This is a genomic window from Mediterraneibacter flintii, assembly GCF_055387595.1.
The window spans coordinates 3,265,336-3,291,104 of sequence record NZ_AP031405.1 but is presented as its reverse complement, the minus strand read 5'-3'; the positions used below and the strand labels follow the sequence as shown (position 1 = coordinate 3,291,104).

The window sequence follows — 25,769 nt, the reverse complement described above, 5'->3', positions numbered from 1 at the left end:
ATAAAGCATATAGAGCATATAGAAATGAGGACTGCTATGAACGAACAGGATATTACCAGAGCAGTGAAAGCTGTGCTGGAAGAGATGGAAGAAAAACATTCCAATCAGATTGGCGGGCATGTCTGTAAATGCAAAAAACAAGAGATGACTTTAAATCTTGCAAATGCACTGATAGAAAAGGTGAAGGCATATGCGAAAGAAATAGGGGTCAATGTGGTAATTGCTGTTTCAGACAAGGCGGGCAGGCCTGTTGCCGTCCAGTGCATGGACGATGCCTACATAGCAAGCTTTGATATTGCAATCAATAAAACATTTACTTCAGCGAGCCTCAAGATGTCTACGGAACAGTTAAGCCATTTGAGCCAGCCGGGACAGTCTTTATACGGAATCCAGTTTACAAACGGAGGTAAAATTGTTATCTTCGGCGGAGGGGAACCGTTAGAAGCAGATGGAAAAATAATAGGTGCCCTGGGGGTAAGCGGCGGTACAGCGGAACAGGATACGAAGATTGCCGCTTATGGAAGGGACGTTTTTAAGGAGGTATTAGCGTGTCTGTAAATGAACAGATGGTGCAGGACATTGTGCAGGAAGTGCTTGCAAAAATGCAGATAGCATCTGATGTGTCAGGAAACAGAGGTGTGTTTGCTGACATGAACGAGGCGATTGCAGCCGCACAGAAAGCACAGAAGATTGTTGCGAGAATGACCCTGGACCACAGAGAAAAAGTAATCTCCAACATCCGCAGGAAAATCAAAGAAAATGCGGAAATTCTTGCACGTATGGGTGTGGAAGAAACCGGCATGGGAAATGTTGGACATAAGATTTTGAAACATCAGCTGGTGGCAGAAAAGACACCGGGAACAGAAGATATTACAACAACGGCATGGTCTGGAGACAGAGGGCTTACCCTTATCGAGATGGGCCCATTCGGGGTAATCGGAGCAATCACACCGTGTACAAACCCGAGTGAGACGGTGCTTTGCAATACAATCGGAATGTTTGCAGGCGGAAATACAGTCGTATTTAACCCGCATCCGGCGGCGATTAAAACTTCTATCTATGCTGTGAATCTGCTGAATGAAGCTTCTGTAGAAGCAGGCGGGCCGGATAACATTGCATGCACAGTAGAGCATCCGACTTTGGAGACGAGCAATGTGATGATGAAACACAAAGCAATTCAACTGATTGCTGCGACTGGAGGGCCAGGCGTTGTGACAGCGGTTCTTTCTTCAGGAAGAAGAGGAATCGGAGCAGGTGCAGGAAATCCGCCGGCGCTGGTGGACGAGACAGCAGATATTCGCAAGGCTGCACAGGATATTGTAAATGGCTGTACATTCGACAATAATCTTCCATGTATTGCAGAAAAAGAGATAGTGGCAGTGGACAGCGTGGCAGATGAGCTGATGCATTATATGATAGAGGAACAAGGGTGCTACCTTGCTTCGAAAGAGGAGCAGGACGCTTTGACAGCAGTCGTATTAAAGGACGGACGTTTAAACAGAAAATGTGTAGGACGTGACGCAAAGACGCTGCTTGGCATGATCGGCGTGACAGTGCCGGACAACATCCGCTGCATTACATTCGAAGGGCCAAAGGAACATCCGCTGATTGCGACAGAGCTTATGATGCCGATTCTCGGCGTAGTAAGAGCAAAGGATTTTGATGACGCAGTGGAGCAGGCGGTGTGGCTGGAGCATGGAAACAGACATTCTGCACATATCCATTCTAAGAATGTAGACAATATCACAAAATATGCAAAGGCAATCGATACGGCGATTCTTGTGAAAAACGGACCGTCTTATGCGGCTCTTGGATTCGGCGGCGAAGGATTTTGTACATTTACTATCGCCAGCAGAACAGGTGAAGGACTTACAAGCGCAAGCACCTTTACAAAGAGAAGACGCTGCGTAATGACAGACAGTTTATGTATTCGATAGAGGAGGACAAAAAACATGGAAATGAATTCTGCAAATGTAGAAGCGGTTGTAAAACAGGTACTGGAAAGTATGCTGGAAAAACCAATTCCTTCTGCACAGACAGCAAACGCAGGAAGCCAGGCAATTCCAAAAACCGCACATGTTGCGATGCTGACTTCTCTGGAACACTATGACGTAAAGGAATTCCCGATGCCGGAGGTTGGCGACGGCGATATTCTCGTCAAAGTAGAGGGATGTGGAATCTGTGGGACAGATGCACACGAATTTAAGAGAGACCCGTTTGGACTGATTCCGGTAGCGCTCGGACATGAGGGAACCGGAGAAATCGTAAAAATGGGTAAAAACGTAAAAGCGGACAGCGCAGGAAAGCCGCTGAAAGTAGGCGACAAGGTTGTAACCTGTATGATTTTCAAGGACGATCCGGATATTACAATGTTTGACCTGAACAAGCAGAATGTCGGCGGAGCAGATGTATATGGACTTCTTCCGGATGACGATATTCACTTAAACGGATGGTTTTCAGACTACATATTGATTCGGGAAGGTTCCACTGTATTTAATGTAAGTGACCTGGATTTGAAGTCCCGTATTCTGATTGAACCATGTGCAGTGCTTGTACACGCAGTAGAGAGAGCAAAAACAACAGGCATCTTAAGATTCAACAGCAGAGTTGTCGTACAAGGATGTGGGCCGATTGGCTTGATTTGTATCGCAGTTTTGCGTACAATGGGTATTGAGAATATTGTTGCGGTGGACGGCGAACAGAAACGTCTCGACTTCGCAAAGAGAATGGGTGCAGAAAAGAGCGTAAACTTCAAAGATTTCCAGGGCATTGAAGCACTGGCGCAGGGAGTAAAGGATGCGTTCGGCGGATATGCGGCAGACTTCGCATTCCAGTGTACAGGTTCTCCTGTAGCACATGCCAATATTTATAAATTTATCAGAAATGGCGGCGGCCTGTGCGAGCTTGGATTCTTTATCAACGGTGGAGACGCAACCATCAATCCACACTTTGATCTGTGCTCCAAAGAGATTACATTGGTAGGCTCCTGGGTATACACATTGAGAGATTATGCGACAACGTTTGATTTCTTAAAGAGAGCAAAAGGAATCGGACTTCCAATGGATGAGCTGATTACACATGAGTTCCCACTGGAGCAGATCAATGAAGCTCACCAGACAAACCTGGCAATGAAGGGATTAAAGATTGCAATTATTAATAAATAATGAAGCCAGTCCCCTTAAAGGAGAAATGTTATGGGAGAAGCAGTAGGCATGTTGGAGGTGTTCGGGCTGTCAACCGCCTTTGCAGCGGCAGACGCAGGCTGCAAGGCAGGAAATGTCAGGCTGGAGACCTTTGATAAAAATAAACCGGCAAATGCAGATGAATTACCTGTACCACTGATTGTAATGATTAAATTCCGCGGCAGTGTATCCGATGTTACGGCGGCATTAGATGCAGCAAAACGAAGAGCAGAGGAGCTTGCGGGAGTTGTAGCTGAATATGAGATTGCAAGACCGACAGAGGATACAGAAAAGATGCTGAAGCTTAGCGGGTTAGATAAAGGAAAACCACATTTAATCAACGAAAAAGAAATTGAAGAAATTTAGGAGGAAAATAAAATGGCAATGGCACAGTTAGCATTAGGTATGGTAGAAACAAGAGGACTTACAGCAGCAATCGAGGCTGCAGACGCAATGACAAAGGCAGCAGAAGTAACATTAGTAGGGACAGAGAAGATTGGTTCCGGACTGGTAACTGTAATGGTGCGCGGAGATGTCGGAGCAGTAAAGGCTGCTGTTGAGACAGGAGCTGACGCAGCAGGAAGACTTGGGGAATTAGTTGCAACACATGTAATTCCAAGACCACACAACGACGTAGAGAAGATCCTTCCTACAGTATAGGAGAGTTCTGAAATAGAGAAGGGTTTAACTGCGAATGAATGAAAGGGAGCAGTCTCATGGGAAAAGCGTATGGATTTTTTGAAATCCCCAGTGTAACCGCAGCAGTGGTTGCCATAGATATCATGTGCAAGACAGCGGAAGTTGAGCTGGTCACATGGGAGAAAAAATTAGGCGGAAGACTTGTCACGATTATCATTCGAGGAGATGTGTCCGCAGTCACGCAGGCCATTGAAACTGCCGTAGCAAACGGAATCAAGGAACCTGCCTGCCATGTGGTAATTCCAAGTCCTCATGAAGAGATACTGAAGATTATCGCAAAGAGCGTGAACAGGGTAAATTAGGAGGCAGTGTGATGGCAGAGGAAAAAAAGACGGCCGGAGCTTCAAAGAGCACTGGCACATCCAAGAATGCAGGTGCGGCAAAAAAGACAACCAGTACTGCAAAAGCTGCATCCGCTAAGAAGGCAACAAAAACAACAACAGCCAAAGCGCCGTCAAAGACAGTACAGAGAGTGAAACAGGCGGCACATCAGGCAGAACAAGAACAACCAACAATTCAAAAGGAGGAACGAAGAATGTCACAGGAAGCATTAGGTATGGTGGAAACAAGAGGTTTGGTAGCATCTATTGAAGCAGCAGATACAATGTTAAAGGCTGCAAACGTAGTATTGGTAGGAACAGAGAAAATTGGTTCCGGACTGGTAACTGTAATGGTACGCGGAGATGTCGGAGCAGTAAAATCTGCAGTAGAATCTGGTGCAGAGGCAGCAGGAAGACTTGGGGAATTAGTTGCAACACATGTAATCCCAAGACCACACACAGATGTAGAGAAAATTCTTCCGGCAATCAAATAATAAAACATTTGTTTGACACAATATTTACGGCCTTACGTCCGCCGCAGGCGGCCGTAAGGCTTGTGAATACTTAATGAGGAGAATTGATATGGATAACAATAACGTAGCGTTAATTACAAAGCTTGTGCTGGAAGCGGTAGAAAAACAGAAATCTTCGAATGAAGGTGGATTTGTCGTACCGATCGGTGTTTCAGCGAGACATATTCACTTGACACAGGAACATGTGGAAGCTTTGTTTGGAAAAGGATATCAACTGACTAAGAAAAAAGAGCTGATGGGCGGACAGTTTGCCTCCAACGAGACGGTGACAATTGTAGGCCTGAAGCTTCGTGCGATAGAAAATGTAAGAATTTTAGGGCCTGTAAGAAAAAAATCACAGGTAGAAATCTCAGCAACAGACGCGATTCGCCTCGGGGTGAAAGCACCAATCAGAGAATCTGGAAATGTTGCTGGCAGCGCAGCGGTTGCGGTAGTCGGACCGAAAGGCGCGATTTATTTAAATGAAGGCTGCATCATTGCAAAGAGACATATCCATATGGCTCCAAAAGATGCGATGGCAGCAGGCGTACATGACGGGGATATTGTATCTGTAAAGGCAGATAACGAGAGAGGAACCATATTCAATCATGTACAAATCCGTGTGGACGACAGCTTTACTCTGGAAATGCATATCGATACAGATGAAGCAAACGCAGCAAAAATTGCGACCGGAGATACAGTGACAATTATAAAGTAAATGAGATAAGCTCAATCGCAATAGGGAGGATGACATGCTGGTAGGAAAAGTGGTAGGAAGTGTTGTTTCAACACGGAAATGTGAAAATTTAGTCGGCAATAAATTTATGATTGTGGATGTGTTAGAGCATATGCAGTCCGGTGCAAAACAACTCATTGCGATTGACAAGATTGGCGCGGGAATAGGTGAGTTTGTGCTGGTGGCACAGGGCAGTGCGGCGCGGATTGGAAGCGGCATGCCGGACGCGCCTGTCGATGCGGCAATCGTTGGAATTATTGACGATGGAACAGGACTGGAGTAGTGAAATTATGGATATGAAAGAATTAAGCAACATATTGCAACAAAACGGTATTGTTGGTGCAGGTGGTGCAGGCTTTCCAACATATGCAAAGTTAGATGAACGTGCAGAGACGATTATCTTAAATTGTGCAGAATGTGAACCACTACTGAGATTACATAGACAGCTTCTGGAAAAATACGCACAGGAAATTGTAGACACTTTCCATCTGATTGGAAAGACAGTCGGTGCAAAAGAAGTAATTATTGGAATCAAGAAGGCATACAAAAAGACAATTGCGGCGTTAGAGGATGTAATCGGAGAATATCCGGAAGTAAAGCTGGGACTTTTAGATGAAGTATATCCGGCAGGTGATGAAGTGGTTTTGATTTATGAAGTCACAGGCAAGGTCGTAAGACCAGGCGGGCTTCCTATAGAAAGCGGCGTTGCCGTATTCAATGTAGAGACAGTATACAATGTATACAGGGCGCTTAATGACAAAACTCCTGTGGAGGATAAACTGGTATCTGTTGTCGCGGAGGTAGAGCATCCGGTGACAGTGCGTGTGCCGATAGGGACACCGTTAGATGAAGTCGTAGCGCTTGCAGGACGGGTGACGACGCCGAATCCGGTATATTTTGTCGGCGGGCCGATGATGGGAAATATCGGAACCGGAGCACAGCCGGTGACAAAGACGACGAATGCGATTCTGGTTCTTCCAGAGGATCATTATATTATTCAAAAAAAGTTAAAGAAAAATTCCATTGATATGAAACGGGCGGCAGCCTGTTGCTGTCAATGTTCGATGTGTACGGATCTATGTCCAAGACATCTGCTGGGACATCCGATTGAACCGAATAAGTTTATGCTGGCAGCTACCTGCAAGGACGTACAGGAGCCGAATATTTTCATCAATACAATGTTCTGTTCCTCCTGTGGTGTCTGTGAATTGTACTCTTGCTTCCAGGGACTTTCTCCTAGAAGCCTGATGGCAGAATATAAGGCAGGACTTCGGGCAAACGGAATCCGTCCTCCTAAGGTGGAGGCAAAACCGGTAGGGCCGGAAAGAGAGTTCCGCAAAGTTCCTATGGAACGTTTGATGGCAAGACTGGATTTGACAAAATACAACAAGGAAGCGCCATTGGATGAATCAGAAGTGCCTGTAAAGAAAGTAAGAATTTTGTTGAGCCAGCATATCGGTGCTCCTGCTCTGCCGATTGTAAAGCAGGGAGATAAGGTAACAAAGGGACAGATGATTGCTGAACCAGGGAAGGGATTGAGTGTAGGAATACACGCTTCTGTAAATGGTACGGTAAGTGAAGTAAATGAGAAATATATAATCATAGAAACTCAGGAAGGACGTGCAGGTAAATGAGTAAGGCAATTGGAATGGTAGAATATAAGACTGTTTCAGCGGGTGTTACAGCGGTGGACGCTATGGTAAAAACCTCTGAAGTCAATATCATCGAAGCACAGACAGTATGTCCGGGAAAATATATCGCAATCATTTCAGGTGACTTAAGCGCGGTAAAAGCGGCTGTTGATAACGCAAAAGCTCTGCATGGCCTGCACCTGATTGACAGTTTTGTACTTGGTAACCCACATGAGTCCATTTTTCCGGCTATCTATGGAGCTGCGAATATTGAAGATGTTTCAGCTCTGGGAATCTTAGAAACTTATGATGCTTCTTCTATTATTGTAGCGGCAGATGAGGCCGCAAAGACGGCGATTGTAGATTTGATTGAGCTTAGAATCGCCAGAGGTATGTGCGGAAAATCTTATCTTATGTTGACAGGAGAAGTTGCAGCTGTAGAAGCGGCAATTGAAAGAGCGAAGGAGTCGATAGCAGACAGAGGTATGTTCCTTGATTCTTCTGTTATTGCACATCCAGATGCTCAGATTCGAGACGCTATTTTGTAAAATTACCGGGAGGCAGTGCGATGCTTGCAATAGAGAGACGGAATGAAATATTGGATAAACTGCAGGCTGAAAGACGTGTAGTTGTAAGTGAACTGAGTCGTATTTATGATGTGTCTGAAGAGACGATCCGAAGAGACTTGGAGAAACTGGTCAATGATGGGTATGCCATCAAAAGTTATGGGGGAGCAGTGATCAATGAGAATGTAAATATTGATCTGCCCTTCAATGTCAGAAAAAACCGGAATGTAATAGGAAAGCAGAGAATAGCGGAGCAGGTTGAAAAGCTCGTGCATGATGGAGACAGTCTCATGCTGGACGCAAGCTCCACAGCAGTCTATATCGCAAAAATGTTGAAAGAAAAAGAACGTAAAAACCTGACGGTTATCACAAATTCTATTGAGATTATCATTGAATTGTTTGATGCGCCGGAGTGGAACGTTCTTTCAACGGGCGGTGTCTCAAGAGAAGGTACATTTGCGCTGGTAGGGCCGCAGACAGATAAAATGCTGCGTTCCTACCATGTGGATAAAGCAATTATTTCCTGCAAAGGAATTGACCTGTTTTCCGGAATTACGGATTCAGATGAACTGCATGCAAATAACAAAAAGACAATGTTAGAATCTGCAAAGAAGAGGATTCTGGCGGTGGATAGCAGTAAATTCGATAAAACAGCATTTACGGCAATTGGTTCTCTGGAGGATGTCGCAACTGTCGTTACGGATGAAAAACCTGAAGCAAGCTGGCTTCAGAAGTTTGAAGAATTGGGGATAGAGTGTATTTATCCTGAATAGAGGAAGGGCGCTTATGAAGAGCTTTGATATTAAGACGAAAATATTTTTTGGAGACCAGGCATTGGATCGCCTTGCCGAAATACCTTACAAGAGGGTATTGATCGTCACAGATCCGTTTGTGGCGAAAGGCAGCATGATTGACCTGGTGACAGAACCTCTGAAACGGGGAAACAAAGAATTTGAGATTTTTAAAGATGTTGTGCCGGATCCTCCGATTGAAAAAATCAGTGAGGGCGTCCGGAAAATGCTGGAATACAAACCCGACGCAATTGTTGCGGTAGGAGGCGGATCTGCTATAGATTCTTCTAAATCTATCCGCGAATTTGCTCTTCGGGTAGAGCAGTACGCAGAGGTCGGGCTGATTGCGATCCCTACGACAAGCGGGACTGGGTCAGAGGTAACTTCCTTTGCCGTAGTTTCTGAACCGGCAGCCCAGATGAAGTATCCGCTTGTATCACGTTCCCTTACTCCAGATGAAGCAATTTTAGATGCAGAACTGGTAAAGAGTGTTCCGCCTTCTATTACGGCAGACACAGGAATGGACGTATTTACACATGCCCTGGAGGCATGCGTGAGCATCAATAGAAATGACTTTTCTACGGCGTTGGCGGAGAAAGCTATTGAAATCTGCGGTGTATTCCTGCTTCGCGCATATCTGGATGGAAACGATACCCACGCGCGGCAGAAGATGCATTCTGCTTCTTGTCTGGCAGGACTTGCTTTTAACTCTGCGTCATTGGGCTTAAATCATGGTATGGCGCACCAGCTTGGAGCGACATTCCACATTCCGCATGGACGTGCGAATGCAATGCTGCTTCCACATATCATTGAATTTAATAGTGATATTAACAAGCACAGTAAGAGCCGTACAGAATATCTGCCGGCAGTAAGGAGATATGCCACAGTCGCACAGATTCTTGGCTTAAGCAGCTATAATGAGATTATGACAGTGCGCTCTCTGGTAAACTGGGTACAGTTTATGCTGAAAGAAATGGATATTCCGCTTTCTGTTTCACAGATGGGGACAGTTACAGAGGAAGAATATTTCGGAGCAATCGACAGGATGGCAGATGCCGCCCTGGCAGACGGCTGCACAGAGACAAATCCAAGAGTGCCGAGAAAAAAAGATGTGATCGAGATATACAAAAAACTGTGGTAAATAATCGGAAGAATCATTTAGAAAAAATAGATATAAGAAATACAATTCGGAGTTGTGTGATGCCAATGGCAGGCATTGCACAGCTCCGTCTTTGTTTTTGCAGTGAATTTCAAAAAGATATGCTATAATATGCATAAAGAATAATTGAAATTAACTGAGTGGAGAGAGGAATACTTCTTGAATGGAAGATAAAAAGATATTACTTGATAATATTGACAAAATTCATACAACTGAAATGGGAGTTGGTAGAATTAAAAGAAACCTGAAAATAGATACAGTAAATGTTGTTGAGTATTGTAAAAATAAGATGTTGGATAAAAATTGCAATATATACAAACAGGGAAAGAATTGGTATTGTGAAGTTGAAAATATAAAAATTACTATCAATTCATATAGTTATACAATTATCACAGCACATATTGTTAAGTAAATTCTATTTTAGATGTTGTCATCGTCACTTCAAATAAATTAGATATGATTGCAAATCAACATTTTACGCAAGAATTTGGGGAGGTCTATAAACAGCAAACGGAATATTATGGTGCTTGCACTTCTATTCGTGCGTGGTACAGTGACGGAAAAGAAGTTGAATTTGGAATAGTAGAACGTCGTGGGTTACAACACCGTTAGATACAGGAACTTATCAAGTATTATCTGATGGCTATAAACTTATTGTGGATAAGAAGCGATACTTTAAAGATTTAGAATTATAAAAACAGTAGTTTATAGAACTGAGAAAATTAAAATTTTATGAGGAGGCGTTATTATATGAGTGATATTCAAAATAGAATGTATAGTCCTGTATTAGAAGAAATTGGGGAATATGTTAATAATCCAGTATTCCTTCAATTTTGTATGGAAATCAAAACAAAATATAAATGTAATGAAAAAATAGAGTTTAGCTCTTGTAGTTGGGAGCATGGTTGGAATGTAAAGTTTAAAAAAGCGGGAAAAAGTCTTTGTACAGTGTATCCCAAAGAAGGATATTTTACAGTATTAGTTGTGGTTGGACAAAAAGAGAAGGAAGCTGTTGAAGCTATTTTACCTGAATGTACCACGGAATTAAGGGAAATTTATAAACAGACAGAAATGGGTAACGGACAAAGGTGGCTGATGATTGATTTAGAAGATAGAGAAAAAATGTATATGGATATATTTCGATTGCTTGATATTCGCAGAGGATAATAAATTCCAGTTGATATAACTAGGCTAAATTGACATTTACCGAAAGGAGTAGACAACTATGAAAATGCCAGAAAAAATTGATATAAGTATGTTTGCTCCATGCGGAATGAATTGCAAAGTTTGTTATAAACACTGTTACCATAAAAAGCCTTGTGCTGGGTGCTTGAATAGTGATAAAGGGAAACCTGAACATTGTCGTAAATGCAAAATAAAGGACTGTATTCAAGCAAAAGAGTTATCCTATTGTTTTGAATGTGCTGAATATCCATGTAAATTGATTAAAAACCTTGAGAAAAGCTATAACAAACGATATCAAGTAAGTTTTATAGAAAATAGCTGTTTTGTTCAAGAACAAGATTTGGATCATTTCATGGAACAGCAGAAAATAAAATATACTTGTTCTAAATGTGGTGGGATTATTTCTATTCATGATAGAGAATGTAGCGAATGTCAAGAAAAAATGAAATAGCAAAATCTTAATTTATCAATCTAGAGGAAGATGAGTATGAAGCAAGAATTAAAGCAACTCTTATTTATTTGTATCTTTTTAATTAGTGGCTGTGTAATTGGATATTTCTTTGCAGTCAATGAAATAAATCAACTTAAAGACCCTGAGTTTATTGCACTTTTAGCCCGTTATAATATGTCTGTTCCAGAGCCGGTAGGATTTACAAAAAGTATTATTTTGTTCGGCTGGCTTTTTGCTGGAATAGCCACAGGGGTTATTTTTTATATTGGTATAGCAAAAAAATGGCTGACACCTATTGCTCCTAAAATTTTTATTGGATTTATGACATTTCCATTTTATACATTGGTCGGAATAATTGGCTCAATTCCTTTTATAATTTATAAAGGAATGGTACTGTTTAGAAAAAACTCATGTGATTATGGATTTTGGAGCAAATAAAACTTTAACAGGCGGTTTGGCTTTACAGACAGTTGAAACATATAAAGACTTTATCGGGAAAAGAGATGTTTCTTTTGGTGGTAATAACTTTGAAATTTACTTTGAAGAAGATAATTTTGATGAATTTGCAGATAAGTTGAAAGAATGTGATGTTGAATATGTCCACCCTATTGTAGAACATTCATGGGGACAGCGCGTTGTTCGTTTCTATGATCCAGATAAACATATTATCGAAGTTGGGGAGAACATGAAAATAGTATGCAAACGTTTCTTAAATAGTGGAATGACACCAGAACAAGTAGCAGAACGCATGGACGTACCCATGAAATTTGTTAATGCCTGCATGCGATAAATTCTAGCTTGTCGGGTAGAAAAATTAGAAATTATGGAGGCAAAATAATGAGCGAAGAATATATAATACCAGCGTGTTCAGGAATAAAGATTGATGTTAATCAAGGTCAAAATATTACCGTAATTGATATAGAAGGTGGGCAAGTAGTTGATTTTTTTGCAGAAGTAACAGATAGCCAAAATGAATTTTTATCAACAGGAGTAACGATTGATTGTAATGAGTCCTTAAAATTAGAAATTGGAGATATCATTTATACAAATCTGTATCACCCCATGATGAAAGTGCTTTTAGATGATGTCGGAGAACATGATTTATTACACCCATGTTGTCGACCAGAAATGTATGATTTTTTCTATCACAACAGCAAAGGACACCCAAACTGCTTCGATAATATCAATAATGCCCTTAATGAGCAACGCCCTATTATCACACCTGTCAATTTATTTATGCACACGAAAATCAATACTAATGGAAGTATTGCAGTAGAAGCACCTATTTCCAAAGCAGGAGATAAAATTGTAATAAAAGCATTGCTGAATATTACACTCGGAGTTGCCGCTTGTAGCGTATCTGAAAGCAAGTGTAATAGTGGTAAATGTTCACCTGTTAAAATCATTATTGACTAGAACAAATCCCCGTTTGTATAGCAAGAAATAAATTTAGAAGTTATGGGGATGATTTGATGATAATGTATGAATATGGAGCAAATAGAGAAAAAGTAATCGTACTAATATATCCTTCCGTATTTATGTGGGACTATTTTGAGAATGTTATACCATTACTTAAAGAAAAGTATCATCTTATTATTCCTGCCCTTCCTGGATATGATGAAGAAAATCCCAATGAAGATTTTACAAGTGTAGAAGAAATTGCTGATAGCTTAGCAAAATTGCTGATAAGATATAAAATCAGAACAATAGATATTCTTGATGGTTTCTATGAGGGAAATCGGAGGATTAGGATTTCTTGAAAAAGCCTTCTCTACTGACGATTATAATAAGGAAGATTTAAAATGCATTGTTAAAGTCCTGCATTTTATAAGCTATAAAACAATATGGCGAACCTTCGACTCATGTAATAATTATGCTATGCTAAGGAGCATACCTAAATATGAGGGACATCTTCAATACTGGTATGGAGATAAGCAAGTCTATCCTCAAAAGATGGTTAAGCGTTTGGAACTTATAATAGACGCTGAGAATTAGAAAATTTTGGTTTGTATGGCGAGTGATAAATTGGAAACTGACAAGCGAAAGTAATAAAGGTAATAGGGGGGATTTAAAGGGTGAAGCTCGTACTTATAATCGTTGATTTATTGACAGCAGCTTTTCTTTATGCAGTTGGAAGATATTTCATTAAATCGAAGAATACAAAAAGAAGTATATTGTTTCTTGCAGGAGATTATTCTGGATTAAATACACAGAAAATATGCAGAGTCGTTGGAAAAAGGTTAAAAATAGGGGCAATACTGTTTCTATTTGGCAGTATTATTGATTTTGTTAAACCAGGTACGGGAATAACGATAGCCACTGTTGTTTTTTTTATTTTAATGCTGCTTCATTTAGTTGATATGACTATCAATCGAAATAAAAAATATCGGATATAAATTCCAGGTTCACAGAACTGAGGAAATTGAAGTTTGAGGAGGCTCGCCCAATGAAAAAAGTAATGGGAATTATAGGCTGTATTTTAGGGCTCTTATTAGTTATTTTTGGAATTGTAGCGAAAGTAAAAGAACATAGTGCTGTCTCTGTTATCGGAGGGGCGGATGGCCCTACATCTGTGTTTATTGCAGGCAAGGTAAATGATGATTTCATGGGTTTTCTTATATTTACAGGAGTACTGCTATTGGCAATAGTCCTAATTGTTTATTTAAAGAGAAAACGTTAAATTTCGGTTTAGTGAAAAAATGAACGGAACAATAAATCAGAATTTGAGGTGAGCCGATGGACTATATGATACGAGAAATGAGAAAAGAAGAATATTGTTTGTTAGACAATTTTTTATACGAAGCGATTTATATTCCAGACGGTATTGAACCTCCATCTAAATCCATAATAGGCTGTCCTGAATTACAAGAATATATCATTGATTTTGGAAAACGAAAACATGATAAAGCCTTAGCAGCAGAAGTTCAAGGAAACGTGGTGGGGGCTATTTGGGTCAGAATAATGAATGACTATGGACATATAGATAATGATACCCCATCACTTGCTATGTCTATCTATAAAGAATACAGAGGATTAGGCATTGGAACTTCATTATTGAAACAACTACTGTCAGTGGAAAGATTAGCTGGTTATTCAAAAATTTCTTTATCCGTTCAGAAAAGCAATTATGCTGTAAAAATGTATAAGAAAGTTGGGTTCACTGTTGTTGCTGAAAATAGTGAAGAATATATTATGGCTATAAATTTGCAACATTAAATTCCAGCTTACAGAGTAACGATAAGCAGTATGAAGGAGGTGAAATGATGCGAATTTGTAACAGATGTAATTGTGAAATGGCAGAAGGGTACAGCCTTCAAATCAGTAATTTAACAGCCATGGGAAGCCTGCAGTTAGTGAAAGGGCGAACGATATTTGGAGAAGAGATGGGAAAAGTGAAGGTTGCAGTCTGTCCAAAATGTGGAGAGCTTTCCCTGTACTTTGAAAACATAGATAAATTATAAAAAGGAAAATTCAAGTTTACAGGGAGGGCTAGCTTATAATGATAAAAACAATTTTTCAAAGGAATGAGATAGAAGAACCGGTATTTTTTACACCTTCCGATACTACAAAAAGGATTTCCAATTTTCCGAAAATCTGTGTATCCACCTTTTCGGAAAAAATAATTCAGAAATTTTCGTCCTTACAGAATACGGAAAAGATTGCAGAGTTATATACTGCAAATGGAATGACACCTGTTTATAAAATCAGATATAAAAATACAGATATTGCGTTTTATTTGTCGAGAGTAGGTGCGCCTGCCTGTGTGGCGGGCTTTGAGGAAGTCGTTGCTATGGGGGCGAAGAAATTTGTATTGTTTGGATCCTGCGGAGTACTGGATGACCATAAAGTGAAAGAGAATATTATTATTCCTGTTTCTGCGATTCGTGACGAGGGAACAAGCTATCACTATATAGAACCTTCGGAAGAGATTGAGGCGAATACACATTCTATCGAGGTACTGGAACAGGTTTTAAAAAACTGTGGTTATTCTTACATAAAGGGAAAAACATGGACTTCGGACGCTATTTACAGAGAAACCATACCTGCTATACACAGACGTAGGCAGGAAGGCTGTCTTGCGGTTGAAATGGAATGTGCTTCTATGTTGGCTGTATCACAATACAGGAAAATTCCATTCCTCCAGTTTTTATACGGAGCAGATAATCTAAGCTCCGATACTTGGGAAATCAGAGATTTAGAATTATATGGATTTACAAATGCTCAAAAATATATGCTTTTGGCATTTGAATGTGGTCTGGCAATGTAAATATTTGAAGATAGGGAGTTTCCTAGGCATAGAACAGTGGCTATATAAGAGGAATTTTTGGCTATTTCAGATTTATAGGAGAGATTATTGGCAAGTTATTGACATATGTTCATAAAGTGCTATACTTTATGGTATAAGGAGGTGTGTACAGTGGCAAGACCGCAAAAATGCAGGTGCATCTGCTCCAAACCGTCAGTGACAGAGTTCCTTCCTGTCAGAGGCGGAGTGGTAGAGACAGTCCGCATAGGATTTGATGAATATGAGGCAATAAGACTTTTAGATTACGAGCACCTGACACAAGAGCAGTGTGCAAGAAAAATGGATGTCTCCAGACCTACGGTGACGCGGATTTACGACGAAGCGAGACAGAAGATGGCAGATGCTCTTGTCAACGGCAAAAAGATTGTAATTGGAGGCGGAGATGTCATTGTATGTACGGCGTTTAAGCCGGAATGTGCCAATGTAAGGCACTGTTGCCACAGAACAAAGGAAAGAAGAGAAGTGGATGCTGCGGCAGAGGAGTTCAGGCCGGAGGGAACCTGGCCGGATAAAGAAAGAGAGGAAAGGTAGAAAATGAAAGTATTGATTGTCGGAGGTGTTGCTGCGGGAACAAAAACCGCGGCTAAACTAAAAAGAGAGGATCGCAGTATAGAAGTACTTGTCCTTACAAAAGATGAGGACATTTCCTATGCAGGATGCGGACTTCCATACTATGTAGGCGGAATGATCGCAAGCAGAGAGGAACTCATTGTAAATACACCGCAGAAATATTCCGGACTGACAGGAGTTTCGGTGGAGACAGGAAAAGAAGTCGTTGCTGTCAATGCCGCAGAGAAAACAATAACGGCGCAGGATGTGAAATCAGGAGAAAAGACAGAATATACATACGACCGCCTGGTGATTGCAACAGGAGCATCCCCTGCGGTTCTTCCGATTCCAGGAAAAGACCTTCCAGGTGTGTTTAAGATGCGCACGCCGGATGATGCGGTTACGATGCGTTCTTATGTGGAAGAACAGAATGTAAAAAAGGCGGTTGTTATCGGCGCGGGATTTATTGGACTGGAGGTAGCGGAGAATTTAAAAGCAAAAGGTGTCAAAGTTACGGTGATTGATTTTGCAGATCAGCTTTTGCCTAATATTGTAGATTATGAGATTGCGCTTTATATCAAGAAGCATTTATTAAAAGAAGGTATCCGCGTAATTACAGGTACAAAGGGAGAGGAAATCCTCGGAACCAAGAGAGTAAGTGCTATCCGTACGTCAGCAGGAACGTTGAATTGTGAGATGGTAGTGATGGCAGCAGGAATACGTCCGAATACTGCATTTTTAGACGGAACCGGAATTGAGATGTTCAAGGGGACAATCAAAGTGGATAGTTCTTTAAAAACCACTGTAGATGATATTTATGCAGTAGGCGACTGTGCTATGGTGACAAACCGGATCACAAAGGAACCACAGTGGTCTCCTATGGGATCTTCTGCAAATATGGAAGGGCGTACTTTGGCGCAGATTCTTGCGGGAGAGAAAAAAGCATATCCAGGGGTACTTGGTACAGGCGTAGTGAAGCTTCCGAATTTGAATTGCGGGCGTACCGGATTGACAGAAGCGCAGGCAAAAGCAGCGGGATATGACGTGATTACCGCTTTAGTTCCCACAGATGATAAAGCGCACTACTATCCAGACGCTTCCTTTTTCATTACAAAAATCATTGCGGATAAGGTGAGTCATAAATTACTGGGTGTTCAGGTTTTAGGAACAGGCGCGGTGGATAAAATGACGGATATTGCTGTAATGGGAATAAATATGGGCGCAGTACTGGAAGATTTTGAAAATGCGGATTTTGCATATGCACCGCCGTTTTCTACGGCAATTCATCCATTTGTACAGGCGGTGTATGTACTGCTTAATAAATTAAATGGAACGATTATAAGTATGACTCCGGCAGAGTATCTGGAAGGAAAAGCAGAAGGATATAAAGTGGTAGATGTCGGATTAGAGCCATCTGTGCGTGGTGCAGTTTATGTAAATCTTGCCTCTGTAAACGGCGAAATACCAGGGCTGGAAAAGGAAGAAAAGCTGCTGCTTGTCTGTGCAAAAGGAAAAAGAGGATATTTCCTCCAGAACAGAATGCGTTATTATGGATATAAGAATACAGTTGTATTGGAGGGCTCTACATTCTTTAATGATGTAAAAGCAGAGGCGTCTGGGGAACAGGTTTCTGCGGAAGAAATCACAAGGGTGAAGGCGCTTGGATTTCTGCATGACAAGCGGACACCGGACAAATTTAACGGGCGCGTCATCACAAGAAACGGGAAAATCACAGCAGAAGAAGCGCGAACGATAGCGGAAGCGGCAGAGATGTTCGGAAGCGGGGAAGTGACAATGACCTCACGCCTGACGATGGAGATACAGGGGGTTCCGTTTGAGAACATTGAGCCTCTGCGCGAATATCTTATGCAGGCGGGATTGGAGACGGGAGGAACAGGCTCGAAGGTACGTCCGGTTGTATCCTGCAAGGGAACAACCTGCCAGTATGGTCTGATTGACACATTTGCCCTGTCAGAAGAAATCCATGAGAGATTCTATCATGGATATAATACAGTGAAGCTCCCGCATAAATTTAAAATTGCAGTGGGAGGATGTCCGAACAACTGTGTAAAACCAGATTTGAATGATTTAGGAATTATCGGACAAAAAATACCGCAGATCAGCCTTGAAAAATGTCGGGGCTGTAAAGTATGCCAGATAGAAAATGTCTGTCCGATTCAGATTGCGAAAGTGGAGGAAGGGAAAATTGCGATAGATGAGAACCTGTGTAATCATTGCGGGCGCTGTGTGGGGAAATGTCCATTTAAAGCAATAGAAGATTCGATCACCGGATACCGCGTCTATATCGGAGGCCGCTGGGGGAAAAAGGTGGCGCAGGGAAGATACCTGGACAAAGTATTTACAGATAAAAATGAAGTACTTGATGTTGTAGAAAAAGCAATTCTTCTGTTCCGCGAACAGGGAATCACAGGAGAACGGTTTGCCGATACGGTAACACGACTGGGCTTTGAAAATGTACAGGAACAGCTTTTGGAAGACGGGCTTTTAGAAAGAAAAGCAGAAAATATAGCGGCACAGAAGCACCTTAAGGGTGGGGCAACCTGCTAATAAATAAAAGAAAAGTGTGAAGGAGAGGCTTTACATTGTTCGTCAGGGTTTCACCGAAATATCTGACTTACGCAAAGCATCTCTTTCACACTTGCTTTTTCTTCAGCTTAGGTTTGTAATTTTAGACAAAACTGGCTGCACTTATGCTACAGGCTTTCATTTCCGGTCTGTGCCAATAGCTCTTCAAATCCGGCGCAGCTGCGGATAAAAGCGTATTCCTCGCGGGAAGATAATTCGGTATAAAAGTTGTCTGCGATTCTGCTTGACAGAAATGTTGCGCCGCCGGCATCAGCAGCATTGCGGTATAGCGGCTCATTTTGCGGACTCCATTCTTCTTTCATAGCGGGCAGCATTTTCTTGAGAATAGCGCAGCAGGCATCTCCGTCCTGCTTTTTTACGGCAATCTGTAAATGGGCATTATAGCGCATCCATTCTGGAAAACAGAATTTGCAGGTTACAGCTTCGTACAAATCAGCAAAATATGCAGCATCTTGATCACATTTCTGAAGCAAAGACCATTCAAGCATATGCATTAACGCTGTCTGTATATCTGTGACACCCTTTAGTATACGGTGTGCCCAGATTTTTTGAGCATCCTCGTATTTTTCCTGACACTGATAGAGAACGGCAAGCTGCTCTTCCTTATCTATTTTGGAAAAGGGAAGTGTATCGATTAACTCTTCTGCTTTTGAAAAATCACCACTATTGCGCGCATAGGAAATCAACATGCAGGTTGCTGTATCTTTTATTTCCTGTGTATCGCTGTCGGCCAGCCGCTTATAAAATAATTTAAATACTTTCTGATATTTCTCTGGATCAGGTACGTTATAGAGTGTTAATGCCCCTTCCAGATAGAGAACGACACTATAAAGTAATGTATCGCAGGTTGGATATTCATGTATTTTGTCCAGAGCCTTTTGAAAAGCGGCTTCATAATTTTGCTCTTGAACCACCTTATCGAGTATGTCTACAAAATTTTCAATTTCCACATCAGATAAATCTTCATGGAAAGACATAAGCGTATTTAAGTCAATTTTCAGCAGCCTTGCTAAGGCCGGCAAAAGTGTGATGTCTGGGTATGTGCTGCCCTTTTCCCATTTATTTACCGCAGGAGCAGACACGCCTAAATATTCCCCGATTTGTTCTTGTGTCAATGACAATTCTTTTCGTTTTTCACGAATAATTTGGTTGATTTTCATATGGCACCTCCGGTTTTTATGATTTCATGTTACCAGAGCCGCTTTTATAAAACAATGGAATGGTTGTTAAATTATAGATTTATAAAATTGAACATAAGTTAAATATACAAAAATGAAAACACATACCGGATGTCTATCTGGATGAAATGAAGCTTTTTATCAGCTTTGCGGCTTCTTCAGCATTGGTCATAATGGCGGGGTGCCCGCCACTTGGAAAAAGGTATACGGAAGACAGAGGCAGTATAGAAGCCATTGTTCTGTATTCTTCTTCAAGATTACTTCGGCAGCTTTCATCTTCTCTGCTTCCCATCAATAGAATGGGAATTTTTAATTCTTCTAATGGCTTATGAAATAGCGAACGCTTTTCCTTTGCACACTCCAGCAAAGCTTCAGTATCAAGATCTACTACTTTTTCCCAATCTGGTCCCTGGCACCATTCATAAAATTGCCTTGACTGTGTATCTGCTTTGGCAGCTTTTCTTTCAGCGAGAAGATGAACAGAAAAATTTTCATTGAGAGTGCGCCCGTCAAAGCTGTCTGCTATGACTGAATGAAATAAATCAGGACATTCCAGCGCTGCGTTGACTGCCGCCCATGCGCCGCCGCTTGTACCGATAAGACTGACCTTTCCATATTTCAAATGTTTAGCGAGTGCTATCGTCTGCAGGGCTTCGTCATACCACATATCCGGCGAAAATTTTTCTACCCGATCGGATTGCCCGTTGCCCAGAAAATCAATCAAAATACATCTAAAGCTTTCGGCATACAGCGGCATAAGGAGCTTAGACATTTTTGAAGAAGCAGTATTTCCATGTAAGAAGATAAGGGGCTCGCCCTGCCCATATTCCTCATAAAAAATGGACTTATTTTGATATTGAAAATATGCCATATTACACCTCCCTGCTTTTACTTTGATAAAGTGAATGTTCTTTTATACAGATGAAAAAGATAGCAGACAGCCGTAAAGCGCTGTCCTATCTATAGTATTTTATACTGTACGGTGGAAGGCAGCACTGTCCGTTCAGTGTTTCTTTTTCTCCTGTTATAAGCTCGCGGTAATCTCCGTATAGTCTATGGTCATATGCTGTATAAGGATTCTCGGACGCATTGACGGCGACGAGAATTTTTTCTTCTTCTGTTTGGCGTTCAAATATAAGCTGATGATTTGTGATTACAAGGTTTTCGTAATCACCGCTGCAAAGCGCCGTACTATTTTTACGGATAGAGATAAGCGTCCGGATAAAATCGGTTAATTCGTTGGGGTTTGGTTCTTCAAAGCAAGGGCGCAGGGCATAATCATTATCAGGTGCTTTTTCTCCCTCCTCTCCCCATTCACTTCCATAGTAAATACAAGGAATACCGGGCATACCAAAAAGGATACCGTATGCAAGGGGAAGATGATTTTTATTTGTTAAAATGCTGGCTATGCGGGTGACATCGTGATTATCTACAAAATTCATCAGATGCTTTCCGCGATAGAGGCACCATTGCTCTTTTCCGTATTGTCGGTTCAGAGAATGGGCAATCTCAAATAGATTCATACTGTTGAAGCTGGAATAAATTCCTTTGTAACATTCATAATTTGTACAGCTATGCAGCATTTCGTCATTTACGATACGGTTATAGTCTCCGAAGAGAACCTCTCCGATCAGAGCAAAACCAGGTTTTGCTGCCTCACAGAAGCTGCGCAGACTGCGCATAAAATCATGATCCAGGCTGTAAGCTACATCCAGACGCAGCCCGTCAATATCGAATGTATCTATCCAGAATTTTACACAGTCTAAAAGATAATTTTTAACCTGCGGATTCTGTAAATTCAGTTTTACCAGCTCAAAATGTCCTTCCCATCCTTCATACCAGAAACCGTCATTATAGGCATTGTTTCCGTCGAAATTGATGTAAAACCAGTCTTTATAGGGAGAATCCCACTTTTTTTCCTGTACGTCTAAGAAAGCCCAAAAACCTCTGCCTACATGGTTGAAAACACCGTCCAGTATAATTTTTACATGGTGGTCATGCAACGCTTTACAAACCTCTTTAAAATCGTCGTTTGTGCCAAGACGGCAATCTATTTGCTTAAAATCTCTTGTATCATAACCGTGATTATCAGATTCAAAAATTGGGTTTAAAATAATGGAACCAATTCCAAGGTGTTCAAGATATTCGCTCCATTCCCCAATTTTCCTGATACGAGGAATACAGACCCCGTCATTGTGTATCGGGGCGCCGCAAAAACCAATTGGATATATCTGATAGAAAGTCTCGTTATAAGCCCACATAATTCGTACCTGCCTTTTTATTTTATTATAGCATGCTTTGGACTGCTGTGAAAAAAGAATAAAAAAAGATCCCCCCTGTTGCTTTGGCAGTAAAAACTGTCGGAAGCAGCAGGGAGGCCTTCAGCACATTTTTTAATCCTCTTTTAGTTCTACAAGTACTTCAATTTCACATGCAATTCCACCAGGCAGGGTATTGACGCCGATTGCTGTCCTTGCCGGACAGCCAACCTCTTCGCCGAAGAGATCCACCAGAAGGTTAGAACCGCCGTTTACAACTTGTGGCTGTTTATCAAAGTCATCTGCACTGTTTACAAAGGCCAGAACCTTGACAAAACGTTTGATTTTATTTAAATCTCCAGTTTTTGCATCGAGATTTGCAAGAAGGTTCAGCATACAATTATAAGCAGCCTTCTGCCCTTCTTCCAGAGTCAAATTTTCTCCAACCCTTCCTACGACTGTATTGCCATTTCCTAAATCTGGGCCGCAGCCAGAGCAATACAATAAATTTGTGCCAAATTCCTGCACAGGTGTGTAGACACCTCCCTTTGGCGGCGGAGCCGGCAGAGTGATTCCTTTTTCTTTTAATACATCATAAATGTTCATGCTTTATCTCTCCTTTTAAATGAATTTATATGTTTAGTGTACCATTGCATCTATAACGAAATATATATGTAGGCACACTAATAGGTTATTTTTCGGTTTCTGGCAGATACAGGCCAGTTGTCAACAATTTTGCCATTTTCTACTACAAGGACGGAAGCGTATAGGGCACTGGTCGGGCAGATATGCGTAGGAATAACGAAAAGCTCATCGCCTACCTTCGGACATGCATCCTCATATCCTGGTTTCATACGATAAGTCCAGTGTTCTTCGCTCTGAAACAGTTCTTCGCAGTTTTCGACTCCCAGAAGCAAGCCGCGCGTACCGGCCGGATCAGCGGCGATTCCTTTGTAGCCACAGTCAATAGTGAAAATACCTTTGTCCGGACAGCTTATGACACGCGTGAGAATTGCCGCTGCGGGCACATATGGTAAATCCGGAAATTTTTGAGAGTAGCCATAGTCATAAATAAAGATAGTACCTGGGGAAAAATAAACTTCCGTATTCTCTTCTTTCCCTTCAGTGAGACAGAAATCTGCATGGCAGGGGAAAGAAGGAGACCCACCTATAATAACCAGAGAACAGGAGGGATGCTTTGTGCATATCGTATGCAGCAGAGATTTTATCTCCAGATCTACGGTATCTGCCGCTTTTTTTCTTTCTTCATATGTATGCTCTGTCCGGTGACCGTCATAGCAATGGAGCCCTTTTAAAGTAATTCCTTTTATCTGGGAACAGGAATCACAGAATACAGCTAATTTAGAAAGCGGTACGCCGGTACGATTCATTCCCATATTCACATCGACAAGTACATCTACGTTTTTAAGAGAAGAACTTGTCGCAGCATTTCCCAGATGCGCTAACATATCTAAGTTATCCCCGATCGCATAGAAATGTGTCTGTGGAAAACTTTCTGCTAATTTGATAAAACGGCAGATGTTTGGCCCGATAAGCGGATAGGAAACGACAATATGCGCTGCTTTATTGCCGGCTGCAACCTCTGCTTCCGCTATCGTTGCACATTTAAAACGAGTAATCCCCATATCCATTGACATACGAATAACATCCGCCATTTTGTGGCTTTTGATATGAGGCCAAAGATGTTCTGCGCCGCGGGCGATTTCAATTGCTTTTTGCAGATTATCGCGGATAAGGCTGCGATAATAGATTAAAGCAGGAGTAATTACATCCTGGCTTCCCAAAAAGGTATAAGACGGTTCCTTCATAAACTGTGCCTCCTTACGTTTGATAATATAATACATAAAATATAAAGATTCAAGAGAATTGATAAATTGTTGAATTTCCTCTTTTTTATTTTTACACAAAATGTTGAAATAGTCAAATGATAAATTTTAAAAACAAAAAAATTGTAAATTTAGACAAAAAGGCCTGCGAAATTTTGGGAAAAGTGCAGAAATTGGGGGGGGGTGAAGAAATTATATTGACAAATTGTTGAAATGATAATAAGCTCATGTTAAACAATTTGTTGAATAAAGGATGAAGGAGGAAACAACATGGAAGGAAATTTTGGAACATTTTTCCTAATAGGATTTGCACTTTATGTAGTACTTATGATTGTAGTCGGATACATAAGCAGTAAAGGGAAGTCTTCAGGAAAAGGATACCTGACAGGAGGCGGACAGCTCCCGTTTTTTCTGATTTTTGCTACAATGGGTGCGACATTGATCGGGACTGGTTCTTCTATCGGCGCCACTGCAAACGGATTTAAAATGGGATTTGGAGGCGCCGCATATGGATTGGGGGCAGCGCTTGGAGTTCTGACACTTGCCTGGATTGCAAAAAAGACAAAATTAAGAGAAAAGAATTTTGTAACTATGGCAGAAGAAGCACAATTCCATTATAATGGAAATAAGCTTGTAAAAAATGTCATGAGTATTATGATGTATGTGATCGAAGTCGTATGGCTTGGAAACCATGTCAACGGAGGTGCTACCTATTTAAGCTATGTGACAGGACTTGATGCATTTACGTCAAAGGCGATTGCGGTATGTGCATTTGGAATTTATGTCATTATCGGCGGGTATTTGGCCGTTGTGTGGACAGATTTGATTCAGCTTACAATTCTGGTGATTGGATTTATTGCGATTACAGCGGTATGTCTGCCGATGGCAGGAGGCTGGAGTGGTATCACAGATACAATTACAGCAGCAGGAATGGAAGGAAACCTTTCCTTCTACGGCGTAGGCACAATGGGAGTGATGGCCCTGGTATCTTTAATCTGGTCTATTTTCATCCCATGTTGGGGAACACCTACTTACCGCATGAGAGTCTATACTGCAAAGAGTAATAAGACAGCGACAAAAGCATTAAAAACTTCTGGTTTATTGCTGCTTGGTTTCTCATTGCTGCCAGCGATTATAGGTATGGCGGCGTTTACGATCGCAACAAATAATAATGCAACCTCTGTTTTGGAGAATCCAGATTTTGCATTTACTTATATTGCGACGACGGCATTAGGTCCGGTACTTGGTCTTTTGTTTATGATTTCCGGTTTATCTGCGACGATGTCATCGGGAGATTCTGATGCAATTGCAGGTGTTACAATCGCAATTCAGGATATTTACCCGATTTTCACAGGAAAGAGTCTGCCGGAAGAAAAGGTCGGCAAATGGTCACGTATCATGACAGTTGTTACATTGCTGCTGGCTTTTTGTGCGACACTGTTTGCACAGGACGTTATCAGCTATATCAGCAACGTGATTGGTTCTATTATTCCAGGTGTGTCTATAGCGATGGTATTAGGTGCCCTCTGGAAACGTGCTACATGGCAGGGCGGACTTGCCAGCGTAGGTATTGGAACCCTGTTCGGAGTACTGTATTTGTTTGTGACTCCGTTCCAGGAATGGATCGTTGGTATCTTTACAGGTCCGGCGATTCCGGCTACAATTATAGCGCTGGTTGCTGAAGTGGTTGTATCTCTGTGCACCAAGAAGGTGGAAATGTCAGAGGAAGAACGTATGGCGCTTGTAGTAGAAAGCCGCGGCACAGCTCAGTAAAAATTGAATGTGTTGGAGG

The 25,769-nt window shown here is 41.5% G+C and carries 33 protein-coding genes; 28 read left to right on the top strand and 5 right to left on the bottom strand.

The annotated features are described in order from the left end of the window. Positions 1–36: 36 nt before the first annotated feature. The 27 genes from ACZ5C4_RS15810 (at position 37) to ACZ5C4_RS15680 (ending at position 18,655) form a co-directional block, all read left to right on the top strand. On the top strand, positions 37–558 hold the full coding sequence (locus ACZ5C4_RS15810) for a GlcG/HbpS family heme-binding protein (RefSeq protein ID WP_464521815.1): 522 nt from the start codon (positions 37–39) through the stop codon (positions 556–558). Beyond that, on the top strand, positions 549–1,937 hold the full coding sequence (locus ACZ5C4_RS15805; protein WP_464521814.1) for an aldehyde dehydrogenase family protein: 1,389 nt from the start codon (positions 549–551) through the stop codon (positions 1,935–1,937). The genes ACZ5C4_RS15810 and ACZ5C4_RS15805 overlap by 10 nt, the downstream gene beginning before the upstream one ends. A gap of 15 nt (positions 1,938–1,952) precedes the next feature. Then, entirely contained in the window at positions 1,953–3,164 is a 1,212-nt protein-coding gene (locus ACZ5C4_RS15800) for a zinc-binding dehydrogenase (protein ID WP_464521813.1), read from the top strand. A 30-nt stretch (positions 3,165–3,194) separates the two neighbouring features. Further along, a complete protein-coding gene (locus tag ACZ5C4_RS15795; protein ID WP_186877087.1) occupies positions 3,195–3,548 on the top strand; it encodes a BMC domain-containing protein in 354 nt (117 codons plus the stop codon). Between the two features lie 18 nt (positions 3,549–3,566). Beyond that, complete coding sequence (locus ACZ5C4_RS15790; RefSeq protein ID WP_009003872.1) at positions 3,567–3,842, top strand: BMC domain-containing protein; 276 nt, start codon at positions 3,567–3,569, stop codon at positions 3,840–3,842. A 56-nt stretch (positions 3,843–3,898) separates the two neighbouring features. Continuing rightward, entirely contained in the window at positions 3,899–4,183 is a 285-nt protein-coding gene (locus ACZ5C4_RS15785) for a BMC domain-containing protein (RefSeq protein WP_464521812.1), read from the top strand. A gap of 233 nt (positions 4,184–4,416) precedes the next feature. Next, entirely contained in the window at positions 4,417–4,695 is a 279-nt protein-coding gene (locus ACZ5C4_RS15780) for a BMC domain-containing protein (protein ID WP_044954962.1), read from the top strand. Positions 4,696–4,783: 88 nt separating this feature from the next. Continuing rightward, positions 4,784–5,431 carry a phosphate propanoyltransferase gene (locus tag ACZ5C4_RS15775; protein WP_464521811.1) on the top strand — a complete coding sequence of 216 codons (648 nt, stop codon included), beginning with the start codon at positions 4,784–4,786 and terminating at the stop codon, positions 5,429–5,431. A 34-nt stretch (positions 5,432–5,465) separates the two neighbouring features. After that, positions 5,466–5,732: a EutN/CcmL family microcompartment protein gene (locus ACZ5C4_RS15770; protein WP_178058519.1), complete on the top strand. Its 267-nt coding sequence runs from the start codon at positions 5,466–5,468 to the stop codon at positions 5,730–5,732. A gap of 7 nt (positions 5,733–5,739) precedes the next feature. Further along, positions 5,740–7,083, top strand: a complete 1,344-nt coding sequence (locus ACZ5C4_RS15765; RefSeq protein WP_464522362.1) for a 4Fe-4S dicluster domain-containing protein — start codon at positions 5,740–5,742, stop codon at positions 7,081–7,083. Then, complete coding sequence (locus tag ACZ5C4_RS15760; RefSeq protein ID WP_464521810.1) at positions 7,080–7,628, top strand: BMC domain-containing protein; 549 nt, start codon at positions 7,080–7,082, stop codon at positions 7,626–7,628. The genes ACZ5C4_RS15765 and ACZ5C4_RS15760 overlap by 4 nt, the downstream gene beginning before the upstream one ends. Before the next feature lie 20 nt (positions 7,629–7,648). After that, a complete protein-coding gene (locus ACZ5C4_RS15755) occupies positions 7,649–8,419 on the top strand; it encodes a DeoR/GlpR family DNA-binding transcription regulator (RefSeq protein WP_464521809.1) in 771 nt (256 codons plus the stop codon). Positions 8,420–8,432: 13 nt separating this feature from the next. Continuing rightward, on the top strand, positions 8,433–9,578 hold the full coding sequence (locus ACZ5C4_RS15750) for a 1-propanol dehydrogenase PduQ (protein ID WP_464521808.1): 1,146 nt from the start codon (positions 8,433–8,435) through the stop codon (positions 9,576–9,578). A 181-nt stretch (positions 9,579–9,759) separates the two neighbouring features. Next, entirely contained in the window at positions 9,760–10,008 is a 249-nt protein-coding gene (locus tag ACZ5C4_RS15745; protein ID WP_464521807.1) for a DUF3781 domain-containing protein, read from the top strand. A gap of 338 nt (positions 10,009–10,346) precedes the next feature. Then, complete coding sequence (locus tag ACZ5C4_RS15740) at positions 10,347–10,763, top strand: DUF3788 domain-containing protein (protein ID WP_464521806.1); 417 nt, start codon at positions 10,347–10,349, stop codon at positions 10,761–10,763. 58 nt (positions 10,764–10,821) lie between these two features. Next, positions 10,822–11,232, top strand: a complete 411-nt coding sequence (locus tag ACZ5C4_RS15735) for a DUF3795 domain-containing protein (protein WP_464521805.1) — start codon at positions 10,822–10,824, stop codon at positions 11,230–11,232. Between the two features lie 36 nt (positions 11,233–11,268). After that, positions 11,269–11,670 (top strand): hypothetical protein, encoded by a 402-nt coding sequence (locus ACZ5C4_RS15730; protein WP_464521804.1) that lies wholly within the window; start codon positions 11,269–11,271, stop codon positions 11,668–11,670. Then, on the top strand, positions 11,651–12,022 hold the full coding sequence (locus ACZ5C4_RS15725) for a VOC family protein (protein WP_464521803.1): 372 nt from the start codon (positions 11,651–11,653) through the stop codon (positions 12,020–12,022). The genes ACZ5C4_RS15730 and ACZ5C4_RS15725 overlap by 20 nt, the downstream gene beginning before the upstream one ends. A gap of 47 nt (positions 12,023–12,069) precedes the next feature. Beyond that, positions 12,070–12,648: a DUF1989 domain-containing protein gene (locus ACZ5C4_RS15720; RefSeq protein WP_464521802.1), complete on the top strand. Its 579-nt coding sequence runs from the start codon at positions 12,070–12,072 to the stop codon at positions 12,646–12,648. Positions 12,649–12,704: 56 nt separating this feature from the next. After that, complete coding sequence (locus ACZ5C4_RS15715; protein ID WP_464521801.1) at positions 12,705–12,992, top strand: alpha/beta fold hydrolase; 288 nt, start codon at positions 12,705–12,707, stop codon at positions 12,990–12,992. A 315-nt stretch (positions 12,993–13,307) separates the two neighbouring features. Then, complete coding sequence (locus ACZ5C4_RS15710) at positions 13,308–13,628, top strand: hypothetical protein (protein WP_464521800.1); 321 nt, start codon at positions 13,308–13,310, stop codon at positions 13,626–13,628. 50 nt (positions 13,629–13,678) lie between these two features. Beyond that, positions 13,679–13,912, top strand: a complete 234-nt coding sequence (locus tag ACZ5C4_RS15705) for a sodium ion-translocating decarboxylase subunit beta (protein ID WP_464521799.1) — start codon at positions 13,679–13,681, stop codon at positions 13,910–13,912. A 56-nt stretch (positions 13,913–13,968) separates the two neighbouring features. Further along, on the top strand, positions 13,969–14,448 hold the full coding sequence (locus ACZ5C4_RS15700; RefSeq protein ID WP_464521798.1) for a GNAT family N-acetyltransferase: 480 nt from the start codon (positions 13,969–13,971) through the stop codon (positions 14,446–14,448). Between the two features lie 44 nt (positions 14,449–14,492). Continuing rightward, positions 14,493–14,693, top strand: a complete 201-nt coding sequence (locus tag ACZ5C4_RS15695) for a hypothetical protein (protein ID WP_464521797.1) — start codon at positions 14,493–14,495, stop codon at positions 14,691–14,693. 41 nt (positions 14,694–14,734) lie between these two features. After that, complete coding sequence (locus ACZ5C4_RS15690; RefSeq protein WP_464522361.1) at positions 14,735–15,499, top strand: nucleoside phosphorylase; 765 nt, start codon at positions 14,735–14,737, stop codon at positions 15,497–15,499. Between the two features lie 150 nt (positions 15,500–15,649). Continuing rightward, positions 15,650–16,069, top strand: a complete 420-nt coding sequence (locus ACZ5C4_RS15685) for a DUF134 domain-containing protein (protein ID WP_464521796.1) — start codon at positions 15,650–15,652, stop codon at positions 16,067–16,069. A 3-nt stretch (positions 16,070–16,072) separates the two neighbouring features. Continuing rightward, entirely contained in the window at positions 16,073–18,655 is a 2,583-nt protein-coding gene (locus ACZ5C4_RS15680; protein ID WP_464521795.1) for an FAD-dependent oxidoreductase, read from the top strand. 146 nt (positions 18,656–18,801) lie between these two features. Here the strand turns inward: ACZ5C4_RS15680 and ACZ5C4_RS15675 are convergent, their stop codons facing one another. From ACZ5C4_RS15675 to ACZ5C4_RS15655, 5 genes are all read right to left on the bottom strand, one after another. Continuing rightward, positions 18,802–19,854, bottom strand: coding sequence for a helix-turn-helix domain-containing protein (locus ACZ5C4_RS15675; RefSeq protein WP_464521794.1), 1,053 nt, complete (start codon positions 19,852–19,854; stop codon positions 18,802–18,804). Between the two features lie 133 nt (positions 19,855–19,987). Continuing rightward, positions 19,988–20,743: an alpha/beta fold hydrolase gene (locus tag ACZ5C4_RS15670; RefSeq protein ID WP_464521793.1), complete on the bottom strand. Its 756-nt coding sequence runs from the start codon at positions 20,741–20,743 to the stop codon at positions 19,988–19,990. 85 nt (positions 20,744–20,828) lie between these two features. Continuing rightward, a complete protein-coding gene (locus ACZ5C4_RS15665; protein ID WP_464521792.1) occupies positions 20,829–22,133 on the bottom strand; it encodes an alpha-amylase family glycosyl hydrolase in 1,305 nt (434 codons plus the stop codon). Between the two features lie 132 nt (positions 22,134–22,265). Further along, positions 22,266–22,736, bottom strand: coding sequence for a RidA family protein (locus ACZ5C4_RS15660; protein WP_186877110.1), 471 nt, complete (start codon positions 22,734–22,736; stop codon positions 22,266–22,268). Between the two features lie 77 nt (positions 22,737–22,813). Continuing rightward, positions 22,814–23,959 carry a D-TA family PLP-dependent enzyme gene (locus ACZ5C4_RS15655; protein WP_464521791.1) on the bottom strand — a complete coding sequence of 382 codons (1,146 nt, stop codon included), beginning with the start codon at positions 23,957–23,959 and terminating at the stop codon, positions 22,814–22,816. Between the two features lie 288 nt (positions 23,960–24,247). Here ACZ5C4_RS15655 and ACZ5C4_RS15650 point away from each other — a divergent pair, with 288 nt between their 5' ends. After that, positions 24,248–25,750: a sodium:solute symporter family protein gene (locus ACZ5C4_RS15650; RefSeq protein WP_464521790.1), complete on the top strand. Its 1,503-nt coding sequence runs from the start codon at positions 24,248–24,250 to the stop codon at positions 25,748–25,750. Positions 25,751–25,769 lie beyond the last annotated feature (19 nt).